Raw genomic sequence first — 25,462 nt, 5'->3', positions numbered from 1 at the left:
GTTTGAATAGGATGGATGAGATCAAAGTACCTGATCTGGGCGGCTTCGAAGGAGTGGAAATCATTGAAGTCTCCGTATCGGCCGGTGATGTGGTGGAGCAAGACGATGCCATCATAGTGGTCGAAACCGATAAAGCGACCATGGAAATTCCGGCCCCAGCGGCGGGAAAAATAGTTGAACTGAAAGTGAAAGAAGGTGACAAGGTCAGTGAAGGTGATTTGGTTGCACTGATGGAAGGCTCGGGAGCACAGAGTTCCGAGTCTCAAGATGATACCTCGGGCAGCTCTGAAGACGACTCTACGCCTGCGGTCAATGAAGCGTCTTCAGAAACATCCGAGAGTGATTCTCAGTCATCGCCATCGGCATCTTCTTCTGCAAGCACTCAATCTGCCGAACAAGTCGTTAAAGTGCCGGACTTAGGTGGCTTCTCTGATGTGGAAGTGATTGAAGTCTCGGTTGAAGTGGGCCAAGCCGTAGAAGAAGAGGATACTTTATTGGTTCTGGAAACCGATAAAGCGACCATGGAAATTCCAGCGCCTGTGGCCGGAGAGGTGTTAAGTATCAAGGTCTCTTTGGGTGACAAGGTTAATGAAGGTGATACTATAGCAGTGCTTAAAAGTACTGTTTTGTCAGCTTCAACAACTGATGTTACTGCTGTTTCCAGTGATTCGGATGAAAAAATCTCAGAAGAAAAGGTTAAAGTTCAATCGCCTAGCGCCGATAGTTTTAATGACATGGCCTCAGATAAGCAAGGTTCGGTAGGTCGACAAACCGAGCCTAAAGGACCCAGTGACAAGGTTTATGCTGGGCCTGCAGTACGAAAATTAGCAAGAGAATTTGGTGTTTCTCTGGATGAAGTTTTAACCTCAACCGGTGCCAGTGGCCCCAGAAACCGGGTACTGCAAGAAGACATTCAGGCCTATGTAAAACATCGATTAAATGAGGCACCAGCCGAAAATTCTGGCGGTGCACGCGGTATGGGTATAGAACCGATACCGGAAGTAGACTTCAGTCGTTTTGGGAATGTGCGGCGTGAAGAGCTCAGTAGAATACAAAAAATAAGTTCTCAACATCTTCACCGTTGTTGGTTGAACATTCCTCATGTTACGCAGTTTGATGAAATAGACATTACGGAGCTGGAAGACTTTAGAAAGTCAGTAAATAAAGAAGGAACGTACGATACCAAACTGACGATGCTTCCATTCTTAGTCAAAGCAGTTCAAAAAGTATTAACTGAAATGCCACGCTTTAATTCCTCTTTGGCACCAGACGGTAACGCATTGATTGTCAAAGAGTATTACAACATTGGTGTTGCTGTTGATACCGATCAGGGCTTGATGGTTCCGGTCGTAAAAAATGTGGATACAAAAAGTGTCTTGAATATTGCGGCCGATTGCATGCAATATGCACAACAGGCGAGAGCAGGCAAGCTTAAACCGGACGCACTTCAAGGCAGTTGCTTCTCCATTTCGAGCTTAGGTGGAATTGGAGGCACTCAGTTCACACCTATTGTGAATGCCCCGGAAGTTGCTATTTTGGGGGTGTCTAAAGCCTCGATAAAGCCCATTTGGCAGGATGGAGAATGGCAACCAAGATTAATTTTGCCAGTGGCTTTGTCCTATGATCATAGAGTCGTCGATGGAGTTCTGGCAGCGAAATTTACCACCCGGCTGAAACAGCTGCTGGAAGACAGTAGGCATCTACTGCTCTAAAGCTTTTAAAGAATTGGTGTATTTATGAAGCTGATCATACGTCCTTTTGTAAAGTTGATGAATCAACTGAATTACGCATACAAATTCAGTCTCATCAACGTCATGTTCCTGCTCCCTTTGTTGTTATTAAGCTACGGCTTAGTTGAAGAACTAGAAGCAGACATCGAAGCGACGGAAAGTCAGCTTGAAGGTGTGGCCATTCTCGAGGACACCTTCGCGCTATTGCGAGTCACTGCAGAATACCGGGATTTAAAAGCAGCGTATGTCTATAAAGGCAACGAAGACATGCGCGGTCTAATTGCCGATACTGAAGCCAAGGTCGAGAGCGCCTTCAGTAAACTGTCTGAATGGCAACCACGTTGGGATAAAGATGGTCGTATCGTTACTCAACTCGGTTTGGCGAATGAAAGCTGGCAAAAGCTCAAAACTGACAATATCCGTGATTACTATTCCGACGAGCAGGTTAAGCGTTATCAGGACATGCTTAATCCGATTATCCGCATCCTAAAAACCACCACCCGTGCATCGGGGTTGGCTCAAGCGCCTGATCCAGCCGTGTTATCTCTTCAAGAAATGCTGATTCGTCTCTACCCAGAATTTTCTCCATTGGTTGCTAAAGTGCGTGCTACCGGTATGGTGGCATTCAATGCCGGTTTCCTGGATTCTGGAACGTCTGACTCTCTAAACGATGCCTATGACGGTTTTGTTGACGCGCTAGGGCGCTTTGACAAAGATGTGGGCGTATTGATGGAAGAAGATCCTCGTTTGGCACGAGCCCTGGAAGAGCCGGTAATGAATCTTGCCAGCGGCATGAACGACATGATGGGCTATCTCGATGAGCGTCTGATTTCAGCCATGCAGCTCGAAGGTTCGTGGGATAACTTTTATAGCGATATTTCTGGCTATGTGGATACCTTATTCCAGGTAATGAACGGCACGGTTACACCGTTGATGAACCGTATTCTGGAAAACCGATACGAAGAACAAAGCTCGACCTTGCGTATGTTTTTAATCGCAATCACTGTATTACTGGTGATTGTATTACTGATGTTCTTGGCGTTTTACGTATCTGTAAACGAAACCATCAACAGCTTCCGTGAATCAGCTACCATGGTGTCTAATGGTGATATGAAGGTACGAATGAACCTTCAAACCCGCGATGAAATGGGCCAGCTAACCACCGAATTTAATACCATGGTGCAGCGCATTCATGACCTGATCCAAGCGGTCAGTATGACCGCGGTGGAAGTGGATACTCAATCCAGTAAGTTAGAGTCGATCTCGACCAAAAGTCGTGATTCGGTGGATCGCCAAATGCAGGAAACCGAACAAGTGACGGTGGCAGTAAATGAGCTGACCGCTCAGGTACAACAAGTTGAACAGAATGCAGGCCAAGCGACCAAGGAAGCGGAGTCTGCAATGCAAGAAGCCAATACCGGTTCGCATCAGGTCGATGCAGCGCTGAAAAATATTGATGTATTAGCTTCTGAAATTGAAAACTCAGTATCTGTGATTAACCGAGTGGCAAAAGACAGCGCCAATATCAGTCAAGTCTTGGATGTGATTAAAGGCATTGCCGAACAAACCAACCTATTGGCGTTGAACGCGGCTATTGAGGCTGCTCGTGCTGGTGAGCAAGGGCGTGGTTTCGCTGTGGTTGCAGACGAAGTGCGTACTCTGGCGCAGCGTACACAATCATCTACCGAAGAAATTGAAGAAATGATTTCCCGCCTGCAATCCGGTGTGAAGGACGCAGTAAAAGCGATGGAAGTCAGTCACGATCGAGCCACTCAAACCGTGGATGAATCTGGTAAAGTTGGTGAAGTACTCGGTAATATCACCAGCATGATCAGTTCTATTACCGCGATGAGCCAACAGATTGCATTGGCCTGTAGTGAACAAACCAAAGTGGTAGTGGAGATTGATCGCAACATTAACTCCATTTCCGATTTAAGCCAGGAAACCTCTGGTGACGCCGAAAGTACCGCTCGCGCTTCGGCGGAAATGGCGCAATTAACCAGCTCGTTACAAGAACTGATCAGCGCGTTTAAAGTGTAATACGCTGATTGTTATCGAAGAGGCCTCATGATTGAGGCCTTTTTTGTGCTTGGATAGCGGGGATTTAAAGAGGCTGGTATTAAAGAGAACGCTTAGCGACGTCTTTTTCGAATCAAGCTTTTACTGATCTGCAAACCACCGAACACATCGGCACTGGAATCACTTAACCCCATGCCTGCGGAAAAGCTGACTTTCCAACCATAATTGAGCTTTTGATGAAAACTGGCGGTCAGTGACTCAACCGCTTCGCTGCGATCCGACGACGCATCCTTATGGCTGTAGTGCAGGCTGATGCTTTGGCTACGACTGAGCAGGTGTCGGCCGCCTAGGGAGAAAAACACACGATTGTTGTAATCGGTGTCGTTAGTATCGCCCATCCACTGATGGCCTACCTTACCATCCATGATCCAGCTGCCTTGTCGGTAGTAACCGCCAGTGTAGAGGTGATAGTCAAATTCACCTGTTCCGAGATTTTCGTTTTCGTCCGCGGTGGGTACTTTTACTCCGCCTCCCAGATGCCAGCGCGCCTTGTTGATGGGTTGCCAAGGCAGAACATACTGTGAAGACAGCCGAAGATCTCCAAAGCCTTGGCGCTGAGTATCCTGATCACTGGCTTCGACGACGGTTTCTCCGCCTTCCCGAATAACCAAAACATTTTCAGGGCCGGATATGTGGAGATAGGGCAGCTGGGCGTTGAAGCTCCACTGATTTCTTTGATAGCTGATGCGAAACGGTACACTGATGACATCCGTAGGTTTGGTCGAGCTGTAATCTCCGTGGCTGAAATAACTGCCTACTGCAAAGGTAAGCTTTTCATGGGTGGTGGTGCGGGTCAGTCTCTTGGGGGCGGAAGATGGTGTCTGTTTCGCTGTCGTTCTAGGTTCAGATGGTGTTGTAAGCGGTGGACGGTTGTGTTCGTTGGCTTGAGTCGCCGACGGTGCGTCGGCAGAGCTGTGACCCGAAATACTCGATAACACTAAGGTCAGGGTTGTTGCACCTGACAAGGCGGTTAACGGGGTTGGATGCTTATTAAAACGGTGTCGGGTCATCAGCTCTACAACTAAGTGGTGTGTTCAGCCCCTAAGTATAGGGGGATGTTAGCTACTTGATAAACAAATGGTTTTTGAGTTGTATAGGTAAAGACGCGTTAATTTCGTCGTACCTTAATCGCTTGGTTAGAGACACCAACTTGGGCATCTTGCGACAACGATCTGGTCTCAAGCGTGTAATTGAGAGTTGGTTGATTTCATTACTTTCTTTGATGGTTAACTCAAAGTCTTGTGTGGTGGTGCAGCCGTGACTGATGGCTTTGAAGTGTACGGCAAGGCTTTGGTTATCACGTTCCAGAAAAATGGCATGAAGTGGTTCAAGGGGCGCGTTTGATTGTGCTGAGACGCAGGTAGAACAACCGGCGATCATTGCAATCATAACGAACTTGATGGGGGCGTATTTGATCTTGTACATCGTAGGCTCCTGATCAAAAAAGGCGGGCGATCTCACATTGAGATCGCCCTAGCGCACGTTACGCTAACGAAGGGTTCTTAGAAGAAAAGGATCGAATTTACTTACTTCTGAGCTTTCTTACCGGCTTTTCGTGTGAATAAGCCCAAGCCTAATAGACTTAGTACGGACAGGAACCACAGATCAGAACTGCCACCGCCGGAACTTTTTGAGCCTGAGTCGGCGTTTGATGCTGATGCTGATGCTGCTGGTGTACTGTTCTTGGTGCTTTTGAACTTTACATTGCTGACGCTGGCTTTGGCGCTGGCAGAGTTGGCTGACTTTTTACGATATACCCAGCCTACCTGATGCTTGCCCTCGGTCAGTGTGGTGCTGTGGTGCTTACCACGAGAAGTCGCCCGAGAGCCTGAGATGGTCATGACCACTTCGCCGTCGACCATGAAGTGAATGGCGTTGAGTGGCGCATCGCCTTCGAGATTTACATCAAACTCGAATTCGCCTGGGCCTTCGATCTCGGTCATTAACAAGGCATCTTCGTTTTCATCAACCTGATCACAGGACAGTTCAAAACCGCCGTCCTCAGAGTCTTCGGACCATTGAGTGTCGCCATCGAAGTACCATTCTTCATTGTCTAAACCTTCCATGCCATCGAAATCGTCGGTAACGTCCAATTTATCGAGAGCGACTCCAAACAACTCAACTTCTGCGGTTGGTGTGTCAGAGTCTGTAGTTGAGATGGTTAAAATACCTTCATGTACCTCGCTGTCTTGAGCCGAGAAGCCGATCAGGATTTCACATTCCTTTTCTTGCTCAAGGGTTGCACCGTCGCAATGGTTTTCCAAAATATTGAAATTAGTGGTGTTGTCGAGGTTGATGCCTTGAATGGTGATGTCTTGTTCTGTGTTGTTAAATACATAAACGGCCTCTTCAACGGTTTCTCCTTGACCTGCTGCGAGGAAGCCCAAATAAGGTGGTAATTCAAAGGGTGAGTCTTCGTAGTCAAAGTCAGGTAAATCAATCCCGTCGTCATCATGATCATCAACGCCACCGTCAGGGTCTCCGCCCCCAGAACCATCATTGACGTAAGGGTCGAGCTCGCCTGCCTGGGCTTTGGCAATCCACTCCTGGTAGTTGGAGACCTTGGTATAGACGCCAAAGTAGTCTGCTTGTGCACACCCTTCGCCGAAACTTACAACGCCTGCTTGCACCCAATCCGAATCTTTTTGGAATACCAGAGGGCCACCGCTATCACCCTGGCATGAGTCTTTTCCGCCAGTGGTTAATCCGGCACACACCATATTGTCGGTGATCTCAATGCCAAGTCCTTGATAATTGGTTTTACAGGTGGCGTGATCTGCTAGTGGCACTTGTACTTCCTGCAAAATGGTCGGGAAGTCTTCGCCTGAGGTAGAGCGATTGCCCCAACCCATCACCGTTAGGTTGGCGCCTACAGCCAGTGCGCTCATAGCATCTGGAGTGGCCAGAGTCAGAGGTGCTTTAGCTGATGCCGTGCTGAGCTCCAGTAAGGCGATGTCGTGATCGTCGCCATATTCCCCGTGCATATAGATGTTCTTCACGGTGAGTTTTTCTTCCTCAGCGCTTTGCTGATTCAGATCGTACTCGCTGATGACGACCTGTAGATTGACGGCACTCTCATTCTCGATGCAGTGCGCTGCGGTCAGTACGTATTTTGAGGCCACTAGGCTGGCACCACAAAAGTGCTGTTGGTCACCGGTGTTCTGTACGGAAACCATCCATGGATAGGTATTCGCAACGGCATCGGAGCCGCCAATGATTCGGATCATACGGGTATCTTTCCCGCTATCTAAGGTTGCTTGAGACGCCAATTGTGGCGCTGCTTGGGTGGAGGTTGCCAGGGCACTGGATACTGCCAGGGTTAACGCTGCTTTAGTGAATCGGATGCTCATAAGGTTAGTCTCCGCTTTCTGTGTTGTTTTTTATGTTGTGGGAAAATTTCCCTTGTTTTGTGTTTTTAAAAATATGTGGGAAAATTTCCCTTGTCAAAATAAAACGACTAAAATTCTTATCAGACCGACGAATGAATCACAGAAATGAAATTTGGGTGGGAATAAATCCCTCATGGAGCTATGATTGGCACTATGTCTGCTAAACCCCCAATCTCAAGCGATGCCGCAGAGCCACCAAAAGCGGTGTTATCGGCGCTGAAGAAGCTGCTTAGGCCTTTAGTGCGTCTGTTGTTGTCGTTCCAAATTACCCTGCCGTATTTGATTGAGCTGCTGAAACGAACCTACGTGGAAGTCGCCGATGAAGATTTCAAACTGGATAACAAGAAACAAACCGATACCCGTATCAGTCTGCTGACGGGGGTTCATCGAAAAGATACCCGTCGTCTTCGGAATTCTGACACTCAGGATTGCGTTGCCGAAAGCAACACCAGTATTGGTGCTCAATTGGTTGCTCGGTGGATTTCTAAAGCAGAATATCTGGACGCGGAAGGAAATCCCAAGCGATTGCCGTTTAAGTCTGAACAGCCGGGGGACGCTGATTTTGAAACTCTGGTTGCCAGCGTCTGTAAACAAGACATTCGAGCGCGAGTGGTTTTGGATGAATGGCAACGGGTGGGTATGGCTACGCTGGTTGACGGTCACTGGGTAGAACTCAACAAAAAAGCCTTTATTGCAGATACCAGTTTGGATGAAAAAGCCTTCTTTCTCGGTATGAATCTGACGGATCATTTGGAAGCCGCCAGTCAAAACCTGCGTTCAAACAAGCCGCCGTTTGTGGAGCGCTGTGTCTATTACGATGGGTTGACTGATGAGGCTATTCAGGAATTAAAACAGTTGGCTGAAGCGCAAGGCATGGCGATGTTGGAAGCTCTTAATAAGCGCGCTTTGGAGTTACAGGCTTTGCAAGCCAATGAGTCCAATGTTCAAGACTCGAATACTAACCCGTCGCAACGCATGAACTTGGGCTTTTATTTCTTCCATGAACTCACGTCAGAGAAAACGGATGAACATCTCTAAGTTGATCCAGGTGGCGTTATGGTGCCTGTTGACGCTGGTCGGCTGCGTTACGCCTCATGATGTTCTGACACAACACTCTGGTAATGGCGGAAATAACAGCGGTGGCATCGGTGGTACGGGCGTTATTTCGAATGAGAATCGTGTTGCTGATGGTCTTGCGGATAATGGTCTCGCGAGTAAGGGGATCGCTGGTGCTATTGGCGGCGGCATTGGTGGAACCGGAGTCGTATCGGAACAAGGCATCGGAGGTACTGGCAAGGCGCTAGACAATGGCATTGGCGGTACAGGCCAGCAAGCACAGTTAGATGATGCACAGTCTGGTGAAGGCTCAGGTACCGGCGGTATTGGTGGCACTGGTATCGTTGGCACCATTACTGGTTTCGGCAGTATTTGGGTTAATAACACGCGCGTGACCTTTGACCAGTACACGCCGATTACCATCAATCAGCAACCGGCGACCTCGGGTGATTTTGAGCTTGGGCAAGTCGTCGCGGTGACTTCTCAGCGCTATCAAGAGGAGCCGGTCGATACCGAAAGCTGGCATTCTCCGCAAGAAGTGTTCTTTGGTGACGATCACCGCAAAGCGGATCGCTCTAACTTCCAGGCAAAAGCCATCGACATCGTGTATGAAGTGGTCGGGCCTGTCAGCCGCATATCGTCTAAGGATGATCGCCTTCAAATTCTCAATCAGGACGTGTTTGTGAGTGAGCGGACGGCCATCGTTGATCGACGTACCGGGCAGTCATTGATGTTGGCGGATCTGGGGGTCGGATCCCATATTCAAGTGAGTGGTCTGCGTCAGCCGGATGGCGACATCATCGCCAGTCGTTTGGATGTGGTGGATACCGTGACACAGCTCGAGTTGATCGGGCCTTTGTCTCAGTCGGATACCGGTCAGTGGCAAATCCATGATCAAGGGTTGGTGATTGATCCGGCGTTGTTGGATACCGACGATTCTGATTATCTCGGTAATCGTGTACTGATCAGTGGGGTACTGGACGGTGATCAGCTGGTGGTTGAACAACTCGATCAGGATTCCATTGATGTGATTTTTGAGCGGGTCAATGAACTCATTTACGAAGGGTATATTTTCGAAGAAGACCTCGACGGTGCCATTAATGTCGGTGGGCAAATATTCAGCTTACCGGAAGTGCTGGACTTCACGAACGGCGATTGGGACGACGAGCCGGTTCGGATCAATGCCCAGCAGCTTGAGGATGGCGCGTATGAGGCGTACGACCTGTGGATCGAAGAGGGCGACGACTATTATGATCTGCTTCCTGAGGACGACTGGTCTGCGGATGATTATTTTGATGACGAGATGGTTGATGACGAGATAATCGAAGACGAATTTCTAGATGATGAATTTTTTGATGATGATCAGGAATACCAGGATGAGTATTATGATGAATACAGTGATGACTATTACGACGAAGAGATAGAGTACGAAGAGGTGTACGAAGAATAAACGCTGGTTGATGTATACTTGATATCTTTCGTGATGATCTTTGGTTAAGCTGCATGTCCCTGAAATACCTATCCGCATACGCCCCCAATGTTCAACAACAGGTTCAGTCGTTGTTAGAAAAAAATCGGTTGGCCAGCTTTCTGTTGAAAAAATACCCACAGCCGCACGACATTACTAACGATGGCGCGTTACGTGATTACGCAATGGACTTAAAAAATCAGTACATGCGTAAATCCGGCCCGTTAAACAAAGTGGTCTATGACAATAAAATTCATGTAGTGAATCATGCTTTGGGGCTGCATACCTATAAATCTCAGGTACAGGGCGGCAAGTTAAAAAGTAAAAATGAAATTCGTGTCAGTACCCTGTTTAAAAAAGCGCCAGAGCCCTTATTAAATATGATAGTGGTGCATGAGTTGGCGCATCTTAAAGAAAAAGATCATAACAAAGCCTTCTATAAACTCTGCGAACACATGCTCCCCGATTACCATCAATTGGAATTTGAAAGCCGCTTGTATTTGACGCAAATTGAATTTTTTGGCGCGATCTACTGACCTGCTGATCAGTTTGAGAATACGCACCCTTGCCAGCGGATTGTATGAATTTATCTCTTTTGGAGTACGCAAATGCTGTCCTGGCTTTGGTCTTTTGTAAAACCCTATCGAACACGCTTGGTCATTGCGGCCATTGCCTTGTTGGCAACCACCGCGCTGACTCTGTCGCTTGGACAAGGTGTCCGTTTAATGCTCGATCAAGGCTTTGCGGCGCAGTCGCTGGATGGTCTGGCTGATGCCTTGTTGATGTTTGGTGTCATCGTGGTGGCCTTGTCGATTGGTGCTTATTTCCGATTCTATATGGTGTCTTGGCTGGGCGAGCGTGTCGTCGCAGACATTCGAAAACGTCTCTATCAACATTTGTTAAAACTCTCTCCGAGCTTTTTTGAAGACAATCTCAGCGGTGAAATTCAAAGCCGAATCACCACAGATACCACTTTACTGCAAACGGTGATTGGCTCGTCTTTTTCCTTTGCACTTCGAAACAGCTTAACCTTCATCGGCGGCTTGGGGCTGATGTTCTACAGCAATGTGAAGTTGTCTCTGATCGTACTCTTGGTGGTGCCTTTTATTGTCTTTCCTCTGATTTTCTTTGGTCGCAAGGTGAAGAAGCTGTCTCGCGAGAGTCAGGATAAAGTGGCGTCGGTGGGTGCTTGGGCCGGAGAAAGCCTTCAAAACATTAAAGTCGTACAAGCCTTTACTCGTGAAGACTTGGTCAGCCAGCAGTTTTCGGTGGCCGCGGAAGGCGCCTTCAGTGTGGCCTTGAAACGTATTCGTCAGCGTGCACTGTTAATTGCCTTGGTGATGGTGTTGGTGATGGGGTCTATCGCAGGCATGTTGTATGTGGGCGGTAGCGATGTGTTGTCGGGCCAGCTGTCGGCGGGCGAGCTTGGGGCGTTCGTGTTTTATGCCATTATGGTGGCGGCCTCTCTGGCGGCGGTGACGGAAGTTTATGGTGAAGTACAGCGAGCAGCAGGGGCGGCAGAGCGCATTCGTGAGTTGCTGGATACCGAACCGGAAATTGTTTCCAGAGCAGATGAACCGACTGCAAGTCAGAGCAGTAAATCAGAAAGCTCTGACAACTTAGCAGGTGAGGTGGTGTTTGATCAGGTGTCGTTCAGCTACCCATCACGACCTGCACAAAATGCTATTGATCAGCTCAGTTTATCGGTCAAAAGTGGCGAACGTATCGCCTTGGTGGGGCCGTCTGGTGCAGGAAAATCGACACTGTTTGATTTGCTGTTGCGCTTCCGAGACCCTAAATTCGGTCAAATCTCAATTGATGGGCGAGCCATTGATAGGCTTGATCCTAAAGAACTCAGATCCTACTTTGCACTGGTACCTCAACAACCTGTGTTGTTCAGCACCTCAGTGTGGGAGAACTTGAGATACGGTCGTCCGGATGCCACAGAAGCCGAAGTGATTGAAGCCGCAAAGGCGGCTCATGCCCATGAGTTCATCATGCAATTGCCGGATGGCTACCAGTCCTTCCTGGGCGAGCAGGGCGTTAAATTGTCCGGCGGTCAGAAGCAACGCTTGGCCATTGCCCGAGCGATTCTTCGTGATCCTAAGATTCTGTTATTGGACGAAGCCACCAGTGCCTTGGATGCACAAAGTGAGTATCTGGTTCAGCAAGCATTGGATGAATTAATGAAGAATCGGACGACCTTCATCATCGCTCACCGTTTGGCAACGGTTGCTCATGTGGATCGCATTGCCGTGTTTGATCATGGCAAGTTGGTGGATATCGGGACTCATCAGCAATTGTTGTCGAGCTCACCCTTGTATGCGCGTCTTGCGGAATTACAGTTCAATCAAAGTGTGCCATCGGTTGATAGTGATCAGGTACTCAGTGAGTCGCTTCAAGATGAAGTAATTGAGGCAAGTCGATAAAAATAGATCGGTGAGCGGTAGAAGTCTTGAATTTGCATGCTTTGCTCTGGTTGGTGTCCTGGCAGGGCAAAGTTATTGCAAATCACATAGTCCACTGAGGTCTTGTCCTGTTTCAGAACGTCTGCCACCCGTTGCATAGCGCCGGGAAAGAGGTAGCAAAGTAGGGTGGCGTTGTCTGGCCAATCGGCCGTAAAGAAGTCTTGTCGAGCCAGAGTTAGGTTATCCAGCTTTAATAGCTTTTTCATCATCACGCTGAAGAGAAAGGGTATCCAGGATACTTCGTAACCATACACCTGCCGATCTGGATATCGCTTAGCTAGACGAAGCGCAAGATTTCCCCAACCACTGCCGAGATCCACTAACGGTGTATTCCCCGTTTGATCGGCCATGGTTTCCATGGCTTGATAAGCTTTCTTCGAACTGGGCATAGGCGAGATGCCGGAGTGCAGTGTGCCGATCACGATGAAGACCAGAATCAACAGTAACAAGGCGATAACGAGCGTCATCCACAGAGTCATAGTCACTAATTCAGGCCTTTCATCGTTAACAAGAGGGTCGCCAGTATCCTTGGGAATCTTTTAAAGTGCAATTTAATAAAGTGCCATCCCTGACAAAGCGCCCTAAGATTGTTTTCGAAGATGCGTCACTGTTTGGCCGCCAATTCCCCAATTATCTGTGTTCACTTCTTCAATAATCACAAAGGTGGTTTTTGGGTTCTTGTTGAGTACATCCACTAGCAGTTGTGTTGCGCCTTCGATCAAGGCTTGTTTCTGTTCTGGGGTCACTTGTTCGTCGGTGATCTTAATGTTTACGTACGGCATGTTGAGGCTCCTTCGTCCACAAAGTTCGGTTGAAAATAAGGTGTGCTTGGTTGGTCACCCACACGCCAAAGCTGACGGTGATAAAGGCCGTGGCTAGTAACGGTGTAAGTGGTTCGTTAAAAATTACGGTGGCGGCCAAACCGGCCAAGATCGGTACTAACGCCATCATCGCGCCCATTGACTGTGCGCCGATGGTTTGTACCGCGCGCACATACAGCAGCATCTGGATAATGGTCGCGAGAATGCCTTGATATACCGCTTGCAATGCGATTTCCTGCCAGAGTGCTGGTGTCAGCTGTTGGAAAGAAATCTCGGACGGTAACCACAGCAGGTAAATTGGCATGTACAAGCAGAACGTGATGAGCGCCAAGCTGACGGTGGCCTGCCATGGCGTGATGTGCCATTTACTCAATAACACCGAATAGAGTGCCCAGCACAATCCGGCGGCCAAAATAAACCCATGTCCGAGTTGAAGCCCTGTTTGTGTATCGGTGGTTTGCCACGCCTGCCAGAACAGTAACAGCACACCCAAGGTAATGATGGATAAGCCCAACCACTTTTGTTTTGGAATTTGGCTACCTAATAACGGGATCGACATCAAGCTAATGGCGATCGGCATTAACCCCGGAAGTAACACCGCCGAGTGGGATGCCGGTGTGGATTCAAAGCCGTTAAATGCAAATAAGGCATAGAGCAGTGCACCAACCAAACTGCTGATGATGAGTTTGGGTTGCCAAAGCTTGAAGCGATAAACCAACCACAGCGGAAACAGAATCAGGCTACACACGCTGTAACGAATGGCGATGACATCATAGGCGGTCAGTGCACTTATCCCGCCCTGTCGCGACACCAAAATAAACCCCGACCAGATCAATACAGCCAATGCTGCACACACGTAGCCCGCTTGTTTATTCGTCAACAAAGAGGCGTATTTCTGATGATTCGAGGGGTGTTTCATAACGAGCGTTCCTGGCAAGTGCTTTGACTTAGTGTGTTGGCAAAAGTCTTAGCAAAGTGTCTTAACAAAGATTCTTAGCAAAGAGTTGGGCGTGCTTAGAACTATAGTGAGAATATTTTTTCATTGATATTGAATAATAATGAACTTATCTTTCATAAATAATGAATTACTAGGTTTGTGCTAAGACAATGTGCTAGGAGACACTCATGGAATTGTCGGATCTAAAGGTGTTTTGTACGGTCGCGGAACAAGGCGGGATCAGTAAAGCCGCAGAAATGCTGCATCGTGTACCATCTAACATTACTGCCCGCATTCAGAAGTTGGAGTTGGAATTAGGGCGGGATCTGTTTCATCGTGAAAAGAACCGGTTGAGAATTTCCCAGGAAGGCGAGCAATTACTGAGTTATGCCCAACGTATTTTGTCGTTGGCGGATCAGGCGGTCGAGCACCTCAACAGTGATGTGCCGACCGGCGTGCTGCGTGTCGGTTCGATGGAGGCGGTGGCGGCGTCGCGACTGAGCAGTGTCTTATACGATTATCACAAGGCTTATCCGGAGGTGACCTTGGAAGTCACTACGCGACCTACCGGCGATCTCATCGACAAAGTCTTGAACGGGCAATTGGATGTGGCGTTGGTGGCTGATCCATTAGACGATGCACGTTTGCATCGTCTGCCGATCTTTGAGGAACGTTTGGTGTTGGTATCCGATAAAGCGACCACTGATATTTCTGACCCTAAGCAGCTGGGAGATGATCTCACGCTTCTCGGGTTCAGCAGCCAATGCGCCTATCGTAATCGTCTGACCCAATGGGTGAAACAAGGGAAACTGACGGCGAAAGTGGTCGAAATCAATTCTTATCACACCTTGCTGAATTGTGTCACCGCAGGGATGGGCGTGGGATTAGTGCCCGAAAAGTTGTTGGAGCTGTATCCCTTTGCTAAGGATCTTAATACCCACGCGTTACCCGATACCATCGCTGATACTGTATCGACCGCCATTTGGCGCAAAGACACGGTGCGTCCCAGTGTCTCTGCGTATTTAGACATTCTTCAAGCGGCCTCAAACATCCAATAGATATGGGCTTATGCCTGCAGGCTCTAGTTACTGTATTCAGGATGTTTTTTGATAAAGTCCTTAAGGCTGCCGCCGGCGGTGGCTCGGACTTTGTTATGGAAAAAGTCAGACCAGCCCAACAGATAGCCAGGAGCCCCTATGGCTTGGCGACTCCAGCGCCAGAAATTGAAACGATCACGATGACGAGAGATCTTACCGTCTTTGAACTCGAATTCGGCATCAATGATGTTATGCACATAACGGCCGCTCTGACTGAAGGTATATTTAGGCTCCCAGTGTGCGGTGATGTTGCCAGCCTTTTCTGACACAGAAAACTCCAGCGTCAGGTCTTTACCGCGTGACACCAGCATGTGCCACATGGCCGCGATTTCCTTACCCCTGAGTTCAAACGCTTCGTCTTTGAAATAGGCGTCTGGGTGATAACACTCGCCCATGGTTTTAAAGTCTTTAGCCTGGAAAGCTCGGTACAGTGTTTCAATCAGTGCTTTATGTTCGTTGGTTTGCTGCTGGGCCATGGTGATTTCTCTTTTCTTTTGGTTTCTATAGATCGTGTTGGTTCCTGATGGTTTGTATTTTAGTCCCTTGTGTTTCAGGGTGATAAGTGACATAAATGACAACTTAGGTAGTTGAATGTGTCTTATTGGGTTATTAAGAACTAAAAATTAGGTGAGAGTGCTTACGATGAACTCTACTGCGATCAAGTCCATTGCCATTTTTGCTCCGAGAGGCGGGCCTTTGACGTCGGTCTCGGGACCGCTAGAAATGTTGGCTCTGGCCAACTCTTTGGTGGCGAAAGAACAACGTTTACATGTTTCGATTGTCTCAGAAAACGCTCAGCCGTTACCTTGCTTGGGAGGTTTAGAGCTTCAGGGCGCGTCTAGTATTGAGGTTTCGCGACGTTATGATTGCATTGTGATTGGTGCCATTGGTCAGCCCAACGAGCGAAGCTTGAATTTTGATCCGAAAACCTTAGTTTGGCTGCGACAGCAACATCAGCAAGGGGCTCGTTTAGTCAGTGTTTGTACGGGCGCATTTTTGTTGGCGGCGACCGGTGTGTTAGATGGGGTGAGTGCGACCACGCATTGGGCAACCTCCGAGGCTTTTCAGCGTCTTTACCCCAAGGTGCGCCTGGATTGCTCGCAAATGATCACTCGTGAAAATGACCTCTGGTGTTCTGGCGGTGCCAGTAGTTATCAGGACATCACCTTGATGTTGATTCGAAACGATTATGGCGACTTAGTGGCTGAACAGGTCGCTAAATTGATGTTGATCGACTTGGATCGAATCAGTCAGCTGAAATACATGCACTTTATGCCATCGCGACAACATCAGGACACGGTGATTCATCAGGTTCAGGATGCTCTGGAACAGCAATGGAAACATGCCTCAGTCGCAGGGTTGGCAGAGGGTGTTCATCTCAGTGAACGTCAGTTTAAGCGTCGTTTTAAACAGGCGACGGGCAAAGCGCCGTTGGAGTATCTGCAAGCGCTACGAATCGAGCAAGCAAAGCGTTTATTATCCAAAAGCAACGACAGTGTTGAGCAAATTGCCTTAAGCGTTGGCTATGAGGATGTGCGTTTTTTCCGCAAGCTATTTAAGCGCACTGTGGGGGTGGCGCCTTCAGAGTATCGAGACCAAAGTGTCTTTCACTTGTCAGGCAGAAGGTAGAGGTTTGTGTGCTCTATATAGGTGCGGATGCCGTTCTCTAAGGTTTTGAGCATCCCAGCCGCCTTACAGATGTAAGTTGTATGTGTAAGTCTTTGCCTGATTTTAAATTAGGAAATGACTGAAAAAACTCTGAGGTTGGTGCTGTTATTCCATACGTTGATTTCGTTCATATCGAAGGGATGTTGATTGGTTTATTCCAGATATTCCCGGCTGGACTGATGTTATGAGTGATTTCCAGCGACTTGAGCTGGACTATTCTTGTAACTGATGGACAGAGCTTACCTCGGGTATTCTGGTAAGTGAGCTGTTCTTTCATCAAACTTATGAGATTGTTTATAAAAAAATACACTGAACTTGCATTAAATAGGCTAGGAACGTAATCACACGTTTCTAACCATCTCATACAGTTTTCCAAGGAGCTCGGCATTGAATATTCAGCAAATGACACAGAAACCTAATCGTTATTATTGGGTTTTGGCCATTGTGATTCTGATTGGGCTGGTTGTGAGTGCAGTCTTCTTATCCTCTTCCAGAGGCGCCTTGCATGACGATATAGCGATTCGAATTGCGGTATCCAAAACCCCGTTATCAGCTCCGGTTTTTATTGCCGATGAAATGGGTTATTTCGATGCCCATTGTTCAAACGTAGAGCTGGTGGAAGTGGTCGGCGGAAAACGCAGTTTTGAGATGATGGCTTCGGGAAAAGCCGACTTTGCGACCAGTTCTGATTCGGTCATCGTTTATAACGCGTTTGATCGTTCTGATTTTGTCACCTTAGCCAGCTTTGTGCAGGCCGATAACGATGTGAAGTTTATTACGCGGGAAGATTCTTCATTAATTCAGGGCGGGGACTTTGTTAACCGCAAAATTGCGGTATATAAGAATTCCGCCAGTGAGTATTTCTTAACCACCTATCTGGCGCTCGAAGGCGTTGATATAGCTAATGTCACACTGATCAATGCAACACCAGATACCATGCCTCAAATGCTGGCCAGTGGTGAGGTCGATGCCATCGTCCCTTGGGAACCTTATGGCTATAAAACCGTTCAACTGTTGGACGGTAGTGCCAATGTCTTACCGACTAAAAATCTTTATTCATTAAGTTTTAATTTGATTGGCAATAAGAAAAATATGGCAGCACAACCCGTGAAAAGCGCGTGTGTTCTTAGTGCTTTGAGTGATGCCATTGATTATATTTCCAGTAACCCGTCACAAACCCAGAATGTCATTGGCCGACGGTTGAGCTTGGAAAGCGACTTTATTTTTTGGATGTGGCCGGACTACATATTCAAGCTATCCTTAAATAAATCGTTGCTGATGAATTTGGAGAGTCAGGCGCAGTGGGTGGTTCAAACCGGCGGAACTCAAAAGACGGAAGCGCCTGATTTCATGAAGGTGCTAGATCCTGGCCCTTTGGCAAAAATCAAACCGGAAGCCGCTTCGTTGCAAGGAAATCTAGAATAACTTGAAGCATGTGGACTACTGATTGAATGAAGCTTAAGACACAGCTCTATATGTTTCCCACGGGGGTGGTGTTCATCACCCTGTGTATTTTCGTTAGCTTGTATTGGGTTTGGAAGCAATCGGATGCTGTGTTTGAACGTGAAGGTTATGTGGCAGAAATCAATAGTCTGGTCAGCCACCTCGAAAGTAATTTATTGCTTTATGAGGAAAATCCCAGCCGTGATTACATCAAACGTTGGGAAGAACGCCACAAACAGCTAACCGTGGTGTTGCATGATTCGCCGTCGTTGCCACCAGAACAACAAACCTTGCTGAACAGTATTCAGGGGCTTAATCGCGGCCTCAATGTTTTATTTGAACGCTTACAGTATTTATCGCGTGACCCCAAACCTGAAACTCATGCCTTACGCCGCCACTTCCGTGAAAAACTCATTGCTCAGTTGGAAACCATCGTTGAAGACTCCAATCAGCTGGTGCTGTTGGCGCGGCAGTCGTTACGAGAGAGTCAACTCGATCAGATCTACATGATTGCCACTATGTTGTTGGTGGGGTCGGTATTACTTACTGCGCTTGCGGTGAGCCTTTCCATTCGTCTCAGAAATTATCTGGATTTATTAAAAGGCGGCGTAAAAGAAATGGAGGCCGGGAATTTCAGCACCAAGCTTGCCAGTGTAGGCGCGGATGAATTTGCAGAATTTATCCGTGAGTTTAATCATATGCAGAAAACCCTCGAAGAAACGACCATTTCACGGGACGCGCTGCAAAAAGAGATTGATCAGCGAACCTATGCCTTGAAACACATTGCCAGTACCGACCCGTTAACTCAGGTCTCTAACCGTCGTAAGTTGATGGAACAGGCCGAGCTGGAAATGGCAAGATCGCTGCGTCACCAAGAACCCTTGACGGTATTACTGTTCGATGCCGATCACTTCAAGAAGATCAACGATACCTACGGCCATGCAGTGGGTGATCAAGTACTGATTCATTTGTGCCGTCTCAGCGAAGCCGAAATGCGGGAGAATGATCTCATTGCTCGCTATGGTGGTGAGGAATTTGTGATCTTATTGCCACACACGGACATTACCGGCGCGTCGGAATTAGCTCAGCGAATTCAGGCCCGATTAAAAGAACAACCTTTTATTAATCAGGGGGAAGACGTTCCAATTACCATCAGTATTGGCATCGCCACGCTGAGTTTAAATCAGAGCTTTACGGATTTGCTTAATGACGCAGATGGAGCCCTTTATCGTGCTAAGCAAGCGGGCCGTAACTGCGTGAAAGTCTCTGAAACAAGGCCTTTCGTTAAAGTCCCAGGCTCTTCGTTTAGTTGAGTTTTCATCTCCCGCCTTTCATCTTCTGACGTTCATCTTTCGGCCCACTATTCTGATTGTGAAAATATGTGTTCTAAATTTGGGTAAGCAATGTCGGTATCGACGTTCAGAGAATGGCTAGACTGAGAAAAGTAGTCAGCTTTTGGTGTACCTGTGAAGAAGATTCTTTTCTCATCTATTAAGTATCCGTTGGTCTGGGGGATGTGTACTTCCTTGGCCCATGCCGTTGTAACCTATAACGGGACGGACGGGGTGCTTGCCAACATCTTTAACAGCAACAGCGTTCAGGTGTGTACGGGGTGTCACAATAGCGCCTTGGTTGGGGCTGTAGCGAGGAGCTCTGCGCCGGATGGTGTCAACTTTGATAATTATGCGGAAGCCACTGCCACGGTGGCTGATCTTGATTCTAGTGGCATGATCGATGGTGATGATGCCAACCATGTGCGCGCCAGTTTTCGGGTCAATGCTGGTACCATGCCGCCCAACGGTGCGCTGAACGCGTCAGAGAAAAGCTTAATCGCTCAATGGGTCTCCGATGGCGGGCTGGAACATGCGGCTCCGGCGGTGACCACCAGTGCGGCCAGTTCGGTCAGTAAGTATCAGGCGACCTTCAATGGCTCTGTATTTGAGAACGGAGCTAACACCACGATGACCTTTGCTTATGGCCTCAGTTCCATGAGCTTAACCTCTAATAAGTCCGCATCTTCGCCGTCTGGTACCGGCGGAGGGACGTCTTCGGGGGCGGTTTCGGCGACCCAAACCGGCCTCGATTGTGGTACGACCTATTATTTCCGTTTGGAAGGTACTAACTCGGAAGGCAGTGATAATGGTTCGACGCTCAATTTTACCACCAGTGATTGCAATGTCGGCCCAACGATTACGTCAACCGCTGACACTGCAGCTACGGAAGATCAACAGTACTCCTATCAGCTCACCATCACTGACCCTGACGATTCCAACAACGGTACCGATTTAACCTTCTCGTTAACCAACGAACCGGCGGGCATGTCTGTGTCGACTACCGGCCTGGTCACCTGGACACCCACCGAAGGCGTAACGACCTCGGGTTCTGTGACCGTCACCGTGGAAGACGGCGGGGAAGATGGCGCAACCGGAGACAGTGAAATCTTTACCGTCTCTGTTACAGCCGTAAATGATTCGCCCAGTATTACCTCGACTGCAGGCACTGCGGCGATGGAAGATCAGCAATATTCCTATCAATTGACGGTTTCTGACCCGGACGACTCCAACAATGGCACCGACTTAACTTTCTCGCTCTCCAACGAACCGGCGGGCATGACGGTCTCTTCAACGGGCTTGGTGACCTGGACGCCTACTGAAGGCGTCAGTACATCCGGAGCGGTGACTGTGACGGTACAAGACGGTGGTGAAAATGGTGCCACCAGTGACAGTGAGATCTTTACGGTATCGGTAACATCGGTCAACGATTCACCGGTTATCAGCTCAACCGCCGGAACCTCTGCGTCTGAAGATGTGGAGTACAGCTATCAGGTGGATGTGACTGACCCGGACGACAGCAACAATGGCACTGACCTCAGTTTCTCGTTGAGCAATCAACCGACGGGTATGACGATATCAAGCACAGGCTTGATCACATGGACTGCCACGGAAGGCATTACTACCTCCGGACAGGTGACGGTGAGCGTCGAAGATGGTGGTGAAGACGGCGCAACCAGCGACAGTGAACAATTTACGGTGACGGTCACTGCCGTCAATGATGCACCATCCATTACCTCAAGCCCATCCACCTCGGCCATTGAAGCAGTGCTATATTCGTATCAAGTCACCATCTCCGACCCGGACGACACCAACAACGGCACCGACATCAGCTTTTCATTGGCGAACGAACCCAGTGGTATGACGGTTTCCAGTACAGGCTTAGTTACCTGGACGCCGGGAGATAACACTACCACCTCGGGCGTTGTGACTGTGATTGCTGCGGACGGAGGTGAAGACGGCGCCGCCGCAGCAACTCAGGATTGGACGATTGCGGTGGACAGTGTGAACGATCCGCCGGTCATTACTTCCAGCGCCGGAACCACCGCCACTGAAGACGTGGAATACAGTTACCAAGTGGCAGTGGATGATCCGGACGATCAAAACAATGGCATCGATCTAAGTTTTGATTTAACCAATGCGCCAACGGGAATGACGGTATCAGCGACAGGTTTGATCAGCTGGACGCCAACGCATGGTATCACCAGTTCAGGGGAAGTGACCCTGATCGTTTCCGACGGTGGTGAAAGTGACGCGCAACCGGATACCGAACTCTTTACAGTCAGTGTGACGGCGGTAAATGATGCTCCAGTAGTGACATCAACAGCGGTTACAACCGCCACCGAAGACATTGCCTATGAATACGATGTGGACGCCACCGATGAAGAAGGCGACGCCATCAGTTTTAGTTTGACCACGGCACCGACGGGCATGACCATCGACAGTGACACGGGGTTGATTGCATGGACGCCCACTGAGGGCATCACTTCTGAGAACGTCGATGTCCGTGTCAGTGATGGGACAAGCCAAGTGAGTCACAGCTTTACGGTTCTGGTGACGCCGGTAAATGAAACGCCGGTGATTTCCAGCACCCCAGGCACAGACGCTACCGAAGACGAAAGCTATCAATATCAGGTCATGGCAACTGATCCCGAAGGCGATCCTCTGCTTTATCTTTTCTCACAAGCGCCCGAAGGCATGACGGTAAGTGTGGATGGCCTTATTGAGTGGGTACCAGAAAATGGCATCACCTCAGCATCGGTGGCCTTGGTAGTAACCGATGGTGAATTTAATGCTGAGCAGTCGTTCTCTATCTCAGTAACACCTGTGAATGATGCGGTGGAGCTGACTAATCCGGGTATTCAATCGCTGGTGGAATTAACGCCTTGGCAACTGCAATTGGCGGTAACGGATGTAGACGATGATAACGACGGTGATAGCATCACCTTTGAATTGCTGACGGCACCGACGGGCTTAACGATCTCGAACACCGGTGTGTTGGCATGGACGCCGGAAGCCGAGTCTGCAGGCAGTTATACATCTACCCTTCGCGTGGCGGATGGCTTGGAAGATGGCGTATCAGCCAGAATATTAACCCTGATTTTGAATGTGGCCTTGCTGGACAGCGACGAAGATACGGTCGCGGATTATGACGACAATTGCCCGAATATCGCCAATCTTGATCAGCTTGATACAGATCTGGATGACCTGGGTGATGTTTGCGATAGCGACGACGATAATGATGGAATCCCGGACATCATAGAAACTGCGAATGACTTAGACCCGCTCGATGCTGATGATGCGGTACTGGATCTTGATAATGACGGCCTCACCAATCTGCAAGAGTCTGAAATCTGCGTGAGTCAACAGGATGATATCTGTGAAACCATCGCCATTGATAATGTGGCCCCCGTGATTTCACTTGAGACTCCGCTGGTGATCAATGCCGTGAACTTTATTACGCAGCTGGATCTTGATGTCAGTGCCCGAGATGCTAACGATGGCATTGTTACTGTGACCTTAATCGAAGGGGAAACTGCACTCCGACCAGGGGCTTATGAGTTGGTATGGCAGGCTTCTGATGAGGCTGGCAATACGGCGACCGTGACTCAGAGTATTCAGTTAAAACCTGCATTAATATTTGGTGGATCTCGTGTTTCTGGTGAAGGCAACAGCTTTGAGATTCCATTGACCTTAAGCGGTAATGCGACGGCGTATCCAGTTACGGTTTCCTTGGCAACATCAGGTAGCACCTCGTCTTCGGACTTTACTCTGGCGGCGACTCAAGTTGAGATTGACGAATCCAACGCCGCGACCGTGGCCGTAACGATAAACCCTGATCAAATCACCGAAAGCGATGAAACTCTAACCTTGTCGGTATCGTCCATCAGTGATGGTGCGTATTTCGGCAGCGTGTCCGCATACAAAGTCTTGATTGTGGATCGCAATGTCGCGCCTCAACTCTCGGTAACCATCCGCCAAAATGGCTTGACCGCCAGTCAGGTATATCAGGATGGCGGTGAGGTGACGATATCGGCCACCGCCAGCGATGCAAACAATGATGACCTGACGCTGACTTGGGATGTGGAAGCCATTGCCGGAGCCTTAACCGCAGGGGTGGCCGAGGTACAGGAAAGCCGCAGTTTTGATCCGCAACAGTTAACGGCGGGTGAACTGTACGATGTTAGTGTCTCCGTGTCTGACGAGATTTTGAACTCGGAATTGTCTGTGTCCTTCTTAGTCGGAAGTACCTCGCCAACATTGGATGCGGCTACCGACTCTGACGGTGATGGCATAGATGACCTTACGGAAGGTCTGGCTGATTCCGATGGCGATGGCGTGCCGGACTATCAAGATGCAATCAATGACGCTACGCGTTTATCTGCTGGCACGTCTGGCTCAGAAGCGACCAACTTAATGGCGGTTGAATCCGGTTTGCAAATGTCCATGGGGCGTACTGCCCTAAGAAAAGGTCAGGGCGGAGCTTTTGTTCGCGCCCAGGATATGACCGACGGCGAGGGTAATGTGGTGACCGATGGGGATTACTCTGTGGTTGGTGGCTTGTATGACTTCGTGGTGAAAGGGTTAACCGAAGCCAATCGGGTGGCGCGCATCGTTATTCCGCTCGCGCAAAGTGTGCCTTCCGATGCCAGCTACCGTAAGTTTTCGCAAGGGCAGTGGTTTGAGTTTATCGAAAACAGTACCGACTTTATCGAGTCCGCCAATCGAGTGGATGGAGTGTGCCCTGCACCGGGCGATGAGGCCTACCAAACCGGTTTATTGCGTTTCGCGGATTGTGTGCAATTGAACATTTCTGACGGTGGCCCGAACGATGCTGATGGCGTGGCTAATGGTGTTATTGAAGACCCAAGCGGAGTTTCGGCGATTCCGGCGTCTTCGTCTGAGGTGTCCTTGTCTGCACCGGATGATCAGCCGTCTGGCTCGGGTGGTGTGTTTGGTTTCTGGGCAATTCTCGGCTTGTTGTCTTTACTGGTAATAAGACTTTTGGCAATCAATCGGTTTAGGAGTCAGGGATAGATGGTGATACTCCCGAAAGGAACGTTCGATCTTCCATGGTGTTATGGTTTGATGGCAATGTTTGGGGTATTCGCCCTGAGTTTGTTCATGGTTCGTCCGGCTTGGGCCGAAGCACCTTCGGTGTTTGTAGAAAGTGAGTTAACGGTCGGATACGACGATAACTTATCTCAGGCTGAACGAGAGCGCGATACCATTGAAGATCACTTCGCGGAAGGGAAATTAGGGCTCCTGTACAACCACAAAATCAACTTTCATGCGGCGGCGTCGGTAAAAGGGTTTTTGTCAGGCATTGCCTATGAGACGGCAAAAAATATGAGCCGTGGCTCGGCAGGGGTCGAAGCCTCTGTTCGTTACCAACCGGAATTCGGCTTTTTGTCGCCTTTCTATCGCTTCACCGTAACGGCTCAGATCGATGAATACGAGTCCGACCAACGAGACAGTGATCTCATCAAAGCGCAATTAGTAGCCACGAAACGCATGACTGATCAGATGACGGCCAGTTTAGGAACTGAATATCGTTACCGAAATTCCGATGGCAGTGTGTGGGATACCGATGATTGGCGCTTCTTTCTGAACGGTGATCTGATGCTGACCAAGCAATTGGCTTTCTATTCCACCTACAGTTTTTTGAAAGGCGATGTCACCTCCTCGGCTCAGGTGGTGTTCTGCAACGGCGTGGTGGCCGATGACATTTATGGTTTGATTCAATCCTCCACAGAACTGGAAACCGACGAAGCTTTATCCGAAGACTTTTGTGGTGAGTGGGTTGCTTACCGTTTAGACGCCACCACCAACGCCATCATAACGGGGTTCAATTACGGCTTTGGTCGAAGTTGGTCATTGGACGCCTCTATGCTGTGGGCGTCGGTGAATGGCGAAGGCGATAACGATTACTATCGTCGTATCTATCGTTTATCCGTCTTGGCGAGGTTCTGATC

19 protein-coding genes are annotated in these 25,462 nt (G+C 48.8%); 12 read left to right on the top strand and 7 right to left on the bottom strand.

Going from position 1 to position 25,462, the window contains the following annotated elements:
* Positions 1-11 precede the first annotated feature (11 nt).
* Both aceF and ACFOEK_RS07485 read left to right on the top strand, forming a co-directional pair.
* Positions 12-1,712, top strand: coding sequence for a dihydrolipoyllysine-residue acetyltransferase (gene aceF, locus ACFOEK_RS07490; protein WP_386718460.1), 1,701 nt, complete (start codon positions 12-14; stop codon positions 1,710-1,712).
* Positions 1,713-1,736: 24 nt separating this feature from the next.
* A complete protein-coding gene (locus tag ACFOEK_RS07485; RefSeq protein WP_386718457.1) occupies positions 1,737-3,770 on the top strand; it encodes a methyl-accepting chemotaxis protein in 2,034 nt (677 codons plus the stop codon).
* A 92-nt stretch (positions 3,771-3,862) separates the two neighbouring features.
* Here ACFOEK_RS07485 and ACFOEK_RS07480 read toward each other — a convergent pair whose 3' ends face one another.
* The 3 genes from ACFOEK_RS07480 to ACFOEK_RS07470 form a co-directional block, all read right to left on the bottom strand.
* Positions 3,863-4,819, bottom strand: a complete 957-nt coding sequence (locus ACFOEK_RS07480; protein WP_386718454.1) for a transporter — start codon at positions 4,817-4,819, stop codon at positions 3,863-3,865.
* Between the two features lie 52 nt (positions 4,820-4,871).
* The gene (locus ACFOEK_RS07475; RefSeq protein WP_386718451.1) at positions 4,872-5,234 is read right to left on the bottom strand and encodes a hypothetical protein; all 363 of its coding nucleotides are present in this window, start codon (positions 5,232-5,234) and stop codon (positions 4,872-4,874) included.
* A gap of 101 nt (positions 5,235-5,335) precedes the next feature.
* A complete protein-coding gene (locus ACFOEK_RS07470; protein ID WP_386718449.1) occupies positions 5,336-7,159 on the bottom strand; it encodes a serine protease in 1,824 nt (607 codons plus the stop codon).
* 192 nt (positions 7,160-7,351) lie between these two features.
* Here ACFOEK_RS07470 and ACFOEK_RS07465 point away from each other — a divergent pair, with 192 nt between their 5' ends.
* The 4 genes from ACFOEK_RS07465 (at position 7,352) to ACFOEK_RS07450 (ending at position 12,151) form a co-directional block, all read left to right on the top strand.
* Entirely contained in the window at positions 7,352-8,236 is an 885-nt protein-coding gene (locus tag ACFOEK_RS07465; protein ID WP_386718446.1) for a DUF6502 family protein, read from the top strand.
* The gene (locus ACFOEK_RS07460) at positions 8,223-9,704 is read left to right on the top strand and encodes a DUF5666 domain-containing protein (RefSeq protein ID WP_386718444.1); all 1,482 of its coding nucleotides are present in this window, start codon (positions 8,223-8,225) and stop codon (positions 9,702-9,704) included. Before ACFOEK_RS07465 ends, ACFOEK_RS07460 begins: the two co-directional genes overlap by 14 nt.
* Positions 9,705-9,757: 53 nt before the next feature.
* Positions 9,758-10,258, top strand: a complete 501-nt coding sequence (locus ACFOEK_RS07455; protein WP_386718441.1) for a M48 metallopeptidase family protein — start codon at positions 9,758-9,760, stop codon at positions 10,256-10,258.
* Positions 10,259-10,330: 72 nt separating this feature from the next.
* On the top strand, positions 10,331-12,151 hold the full coding sequence (locus ACFOEK_RS07450; RefSeq protein WP_386718438.1) for an ABC transporter transmembrane domain-containing protein: 1,821 nt from the start codon (positions 10,331-10,333) through the stop codon (positions 12,149-12,151).
* On the opposite strand, the gene ACFOEK_RS07445 is transcribed toward ACFOEK_RS07450, so the two are convergent.
* From ACFOEK_RS07445 to ACFOEK_RS07435, 3 genes are all read right to left on the bottom strand, one after another.
* On the bottom strand, positions 12,121-12,675 hold the full coding sequence (locus tag ACFOEK_RS07445; protein ID WP_386718435.1) for a hypothetical protein: 555 nt from the start codon (positions 12,673-12,675) through the stop codon (positions 12,121-12,123). The two genes, ACFOEK_RS07450 and ACFOEK_RS07445, sit on opposite strands and share 31 nt — an antisense overlap.
* 96 nt (positions 12,676-12,771) lie before the next feature.
* The gene (locus ACFOEK_RS07440; RefSeq protein ID WP_386718432.1) at positions 12,772-12,972 is read right to left on the bottom strand and encodes a tautomerase family protein; all 201 of its coding nucleotides are present in this window, start codon (positions 12,970-12,972) and stop codon (positions 12,772-12,774) included.
* On the bottom strand, positions 12,953-13,930 hold the full coding sequence (locus tag ACFOEK_RS07435; protein WP_386718429.1) for a DMT family transporter: 978 nt from the start codon (positions 13,928-13,930) through the stop codon (positions 12,953-12,955). Before ACFOEK_RS07435 ends, ACFOEK_RS07440 begins: the two co-directional genes overlap by 20 nt.
* 206 nt (positions 13,931-14,136) lie before the next feature.
* Between ACFOEK_RS07435 and ACFOEK_RS07430 the strand changes: the two genes are divergently transcribed.
* The gene (locus ACFOEK_RS07430) at positions 14,137-15,006 is read left to right on the top strand and encodes a LysR substrate-binding domain-containing protein (RefSeq protein WP_386718426.1); all 870 of its coding nucleotides are present in this window, start codon (positions 14,137-14,139) and stop codon (positions 15,004-15,006) included.
* A 23-nt stretch (positions 15,007-15,029) separates the two neighbouring features.
* On the opposite strand, the gene ACFOEK_RS07425 is transcribed toward ACFOEK_RS07430, so the two are convergent.
* A complete protein-coding gene (locus ACFOEK_RS07425) occupies positions 15,030-15,521 on the bottom strand; it encodes a nuclear transport factor 2 family protein (RefSeq protein WP_386718423.1) in 492 nt (163 codons plus the stop codon).
* A 166-nt stretch (positions 15,522-15,687) separates the two neighbouring features.
* Between ACFOEK_RS07425 and ACFOEK_RS07420 the strand changes: the two genes are divergently transcribed.
* The 5 genes from ACFOEK_RS07420 to ACFOEK_RS07400 all read left to right on the top strand — a co-directional run bounded on the left by ACFOEK_RS07420 (position 15,688) and on the right by ACFOEK_RS07400 (position 25,460).
* Entirely contained in the window at positions 15,688-16,674 is a 987-nt protein-coding gene (locus ACFOEK_RS07420) for a GlxA family transcriptional regulator (protein WP_386718420.1), read from the top strand.
* A 426-nt stretch (positions 16,675-17,100) separates the two neighbouring features.
* A complete protein-coding gene (locus ACFOEK_RS07415) occupies positions 17,101-18,138 on the top strand; it encodes an ABC transporter substrate-binding protein (protein WP_386718417.1) in 1,038 nt (345 codons plus the stop codon).
* Positions 18,139-18,164: 26 nt separating this feature from the next.
* Entirely contained in the window at positions 18,165-19,469 is a 1,305-nt protein-coding gene (locus tag ACFOEK_RS07410; protein WP_386718414.1) for a GGDEF domain-containing protein, read from the top strand.
* A gap of 153 nt (positions 19,470-19,622) precedes the next feature.
* Entirely contained in the window at positions 19,623-24,524 is a 4,902-nt protein-coding gene (locus ACFOEK_RS07405) for a putative Ig domain-containing protein (protein WP_386718411.1), read from the top strand.
* Positions 24,525-25,460, top strand: coding sequence for a hypothetical protein (locus tag ACFOEK_RS07400; protein ID WP_386718408.1), 936 nt, complete (start codon positions 24,525-24,527; stop codon positions 25,458-25,460).
* Positions 25,461-25,462: the final 2 nt, after the last annotated feature.

The organism is Litoribrevibacter euphylliae, from assembly GCF_042646085.1.
GTDB lineage: Bacteria > Pseudomonadota > Gammaproteobacteria > Pseudomonadales > Litoribrevibacteraceae > Litoribrevibacter > Litoribrevibacter euphylliae.
This window is presented reverse-complemented; position numbering and strand designations above follow the sequence as displayed.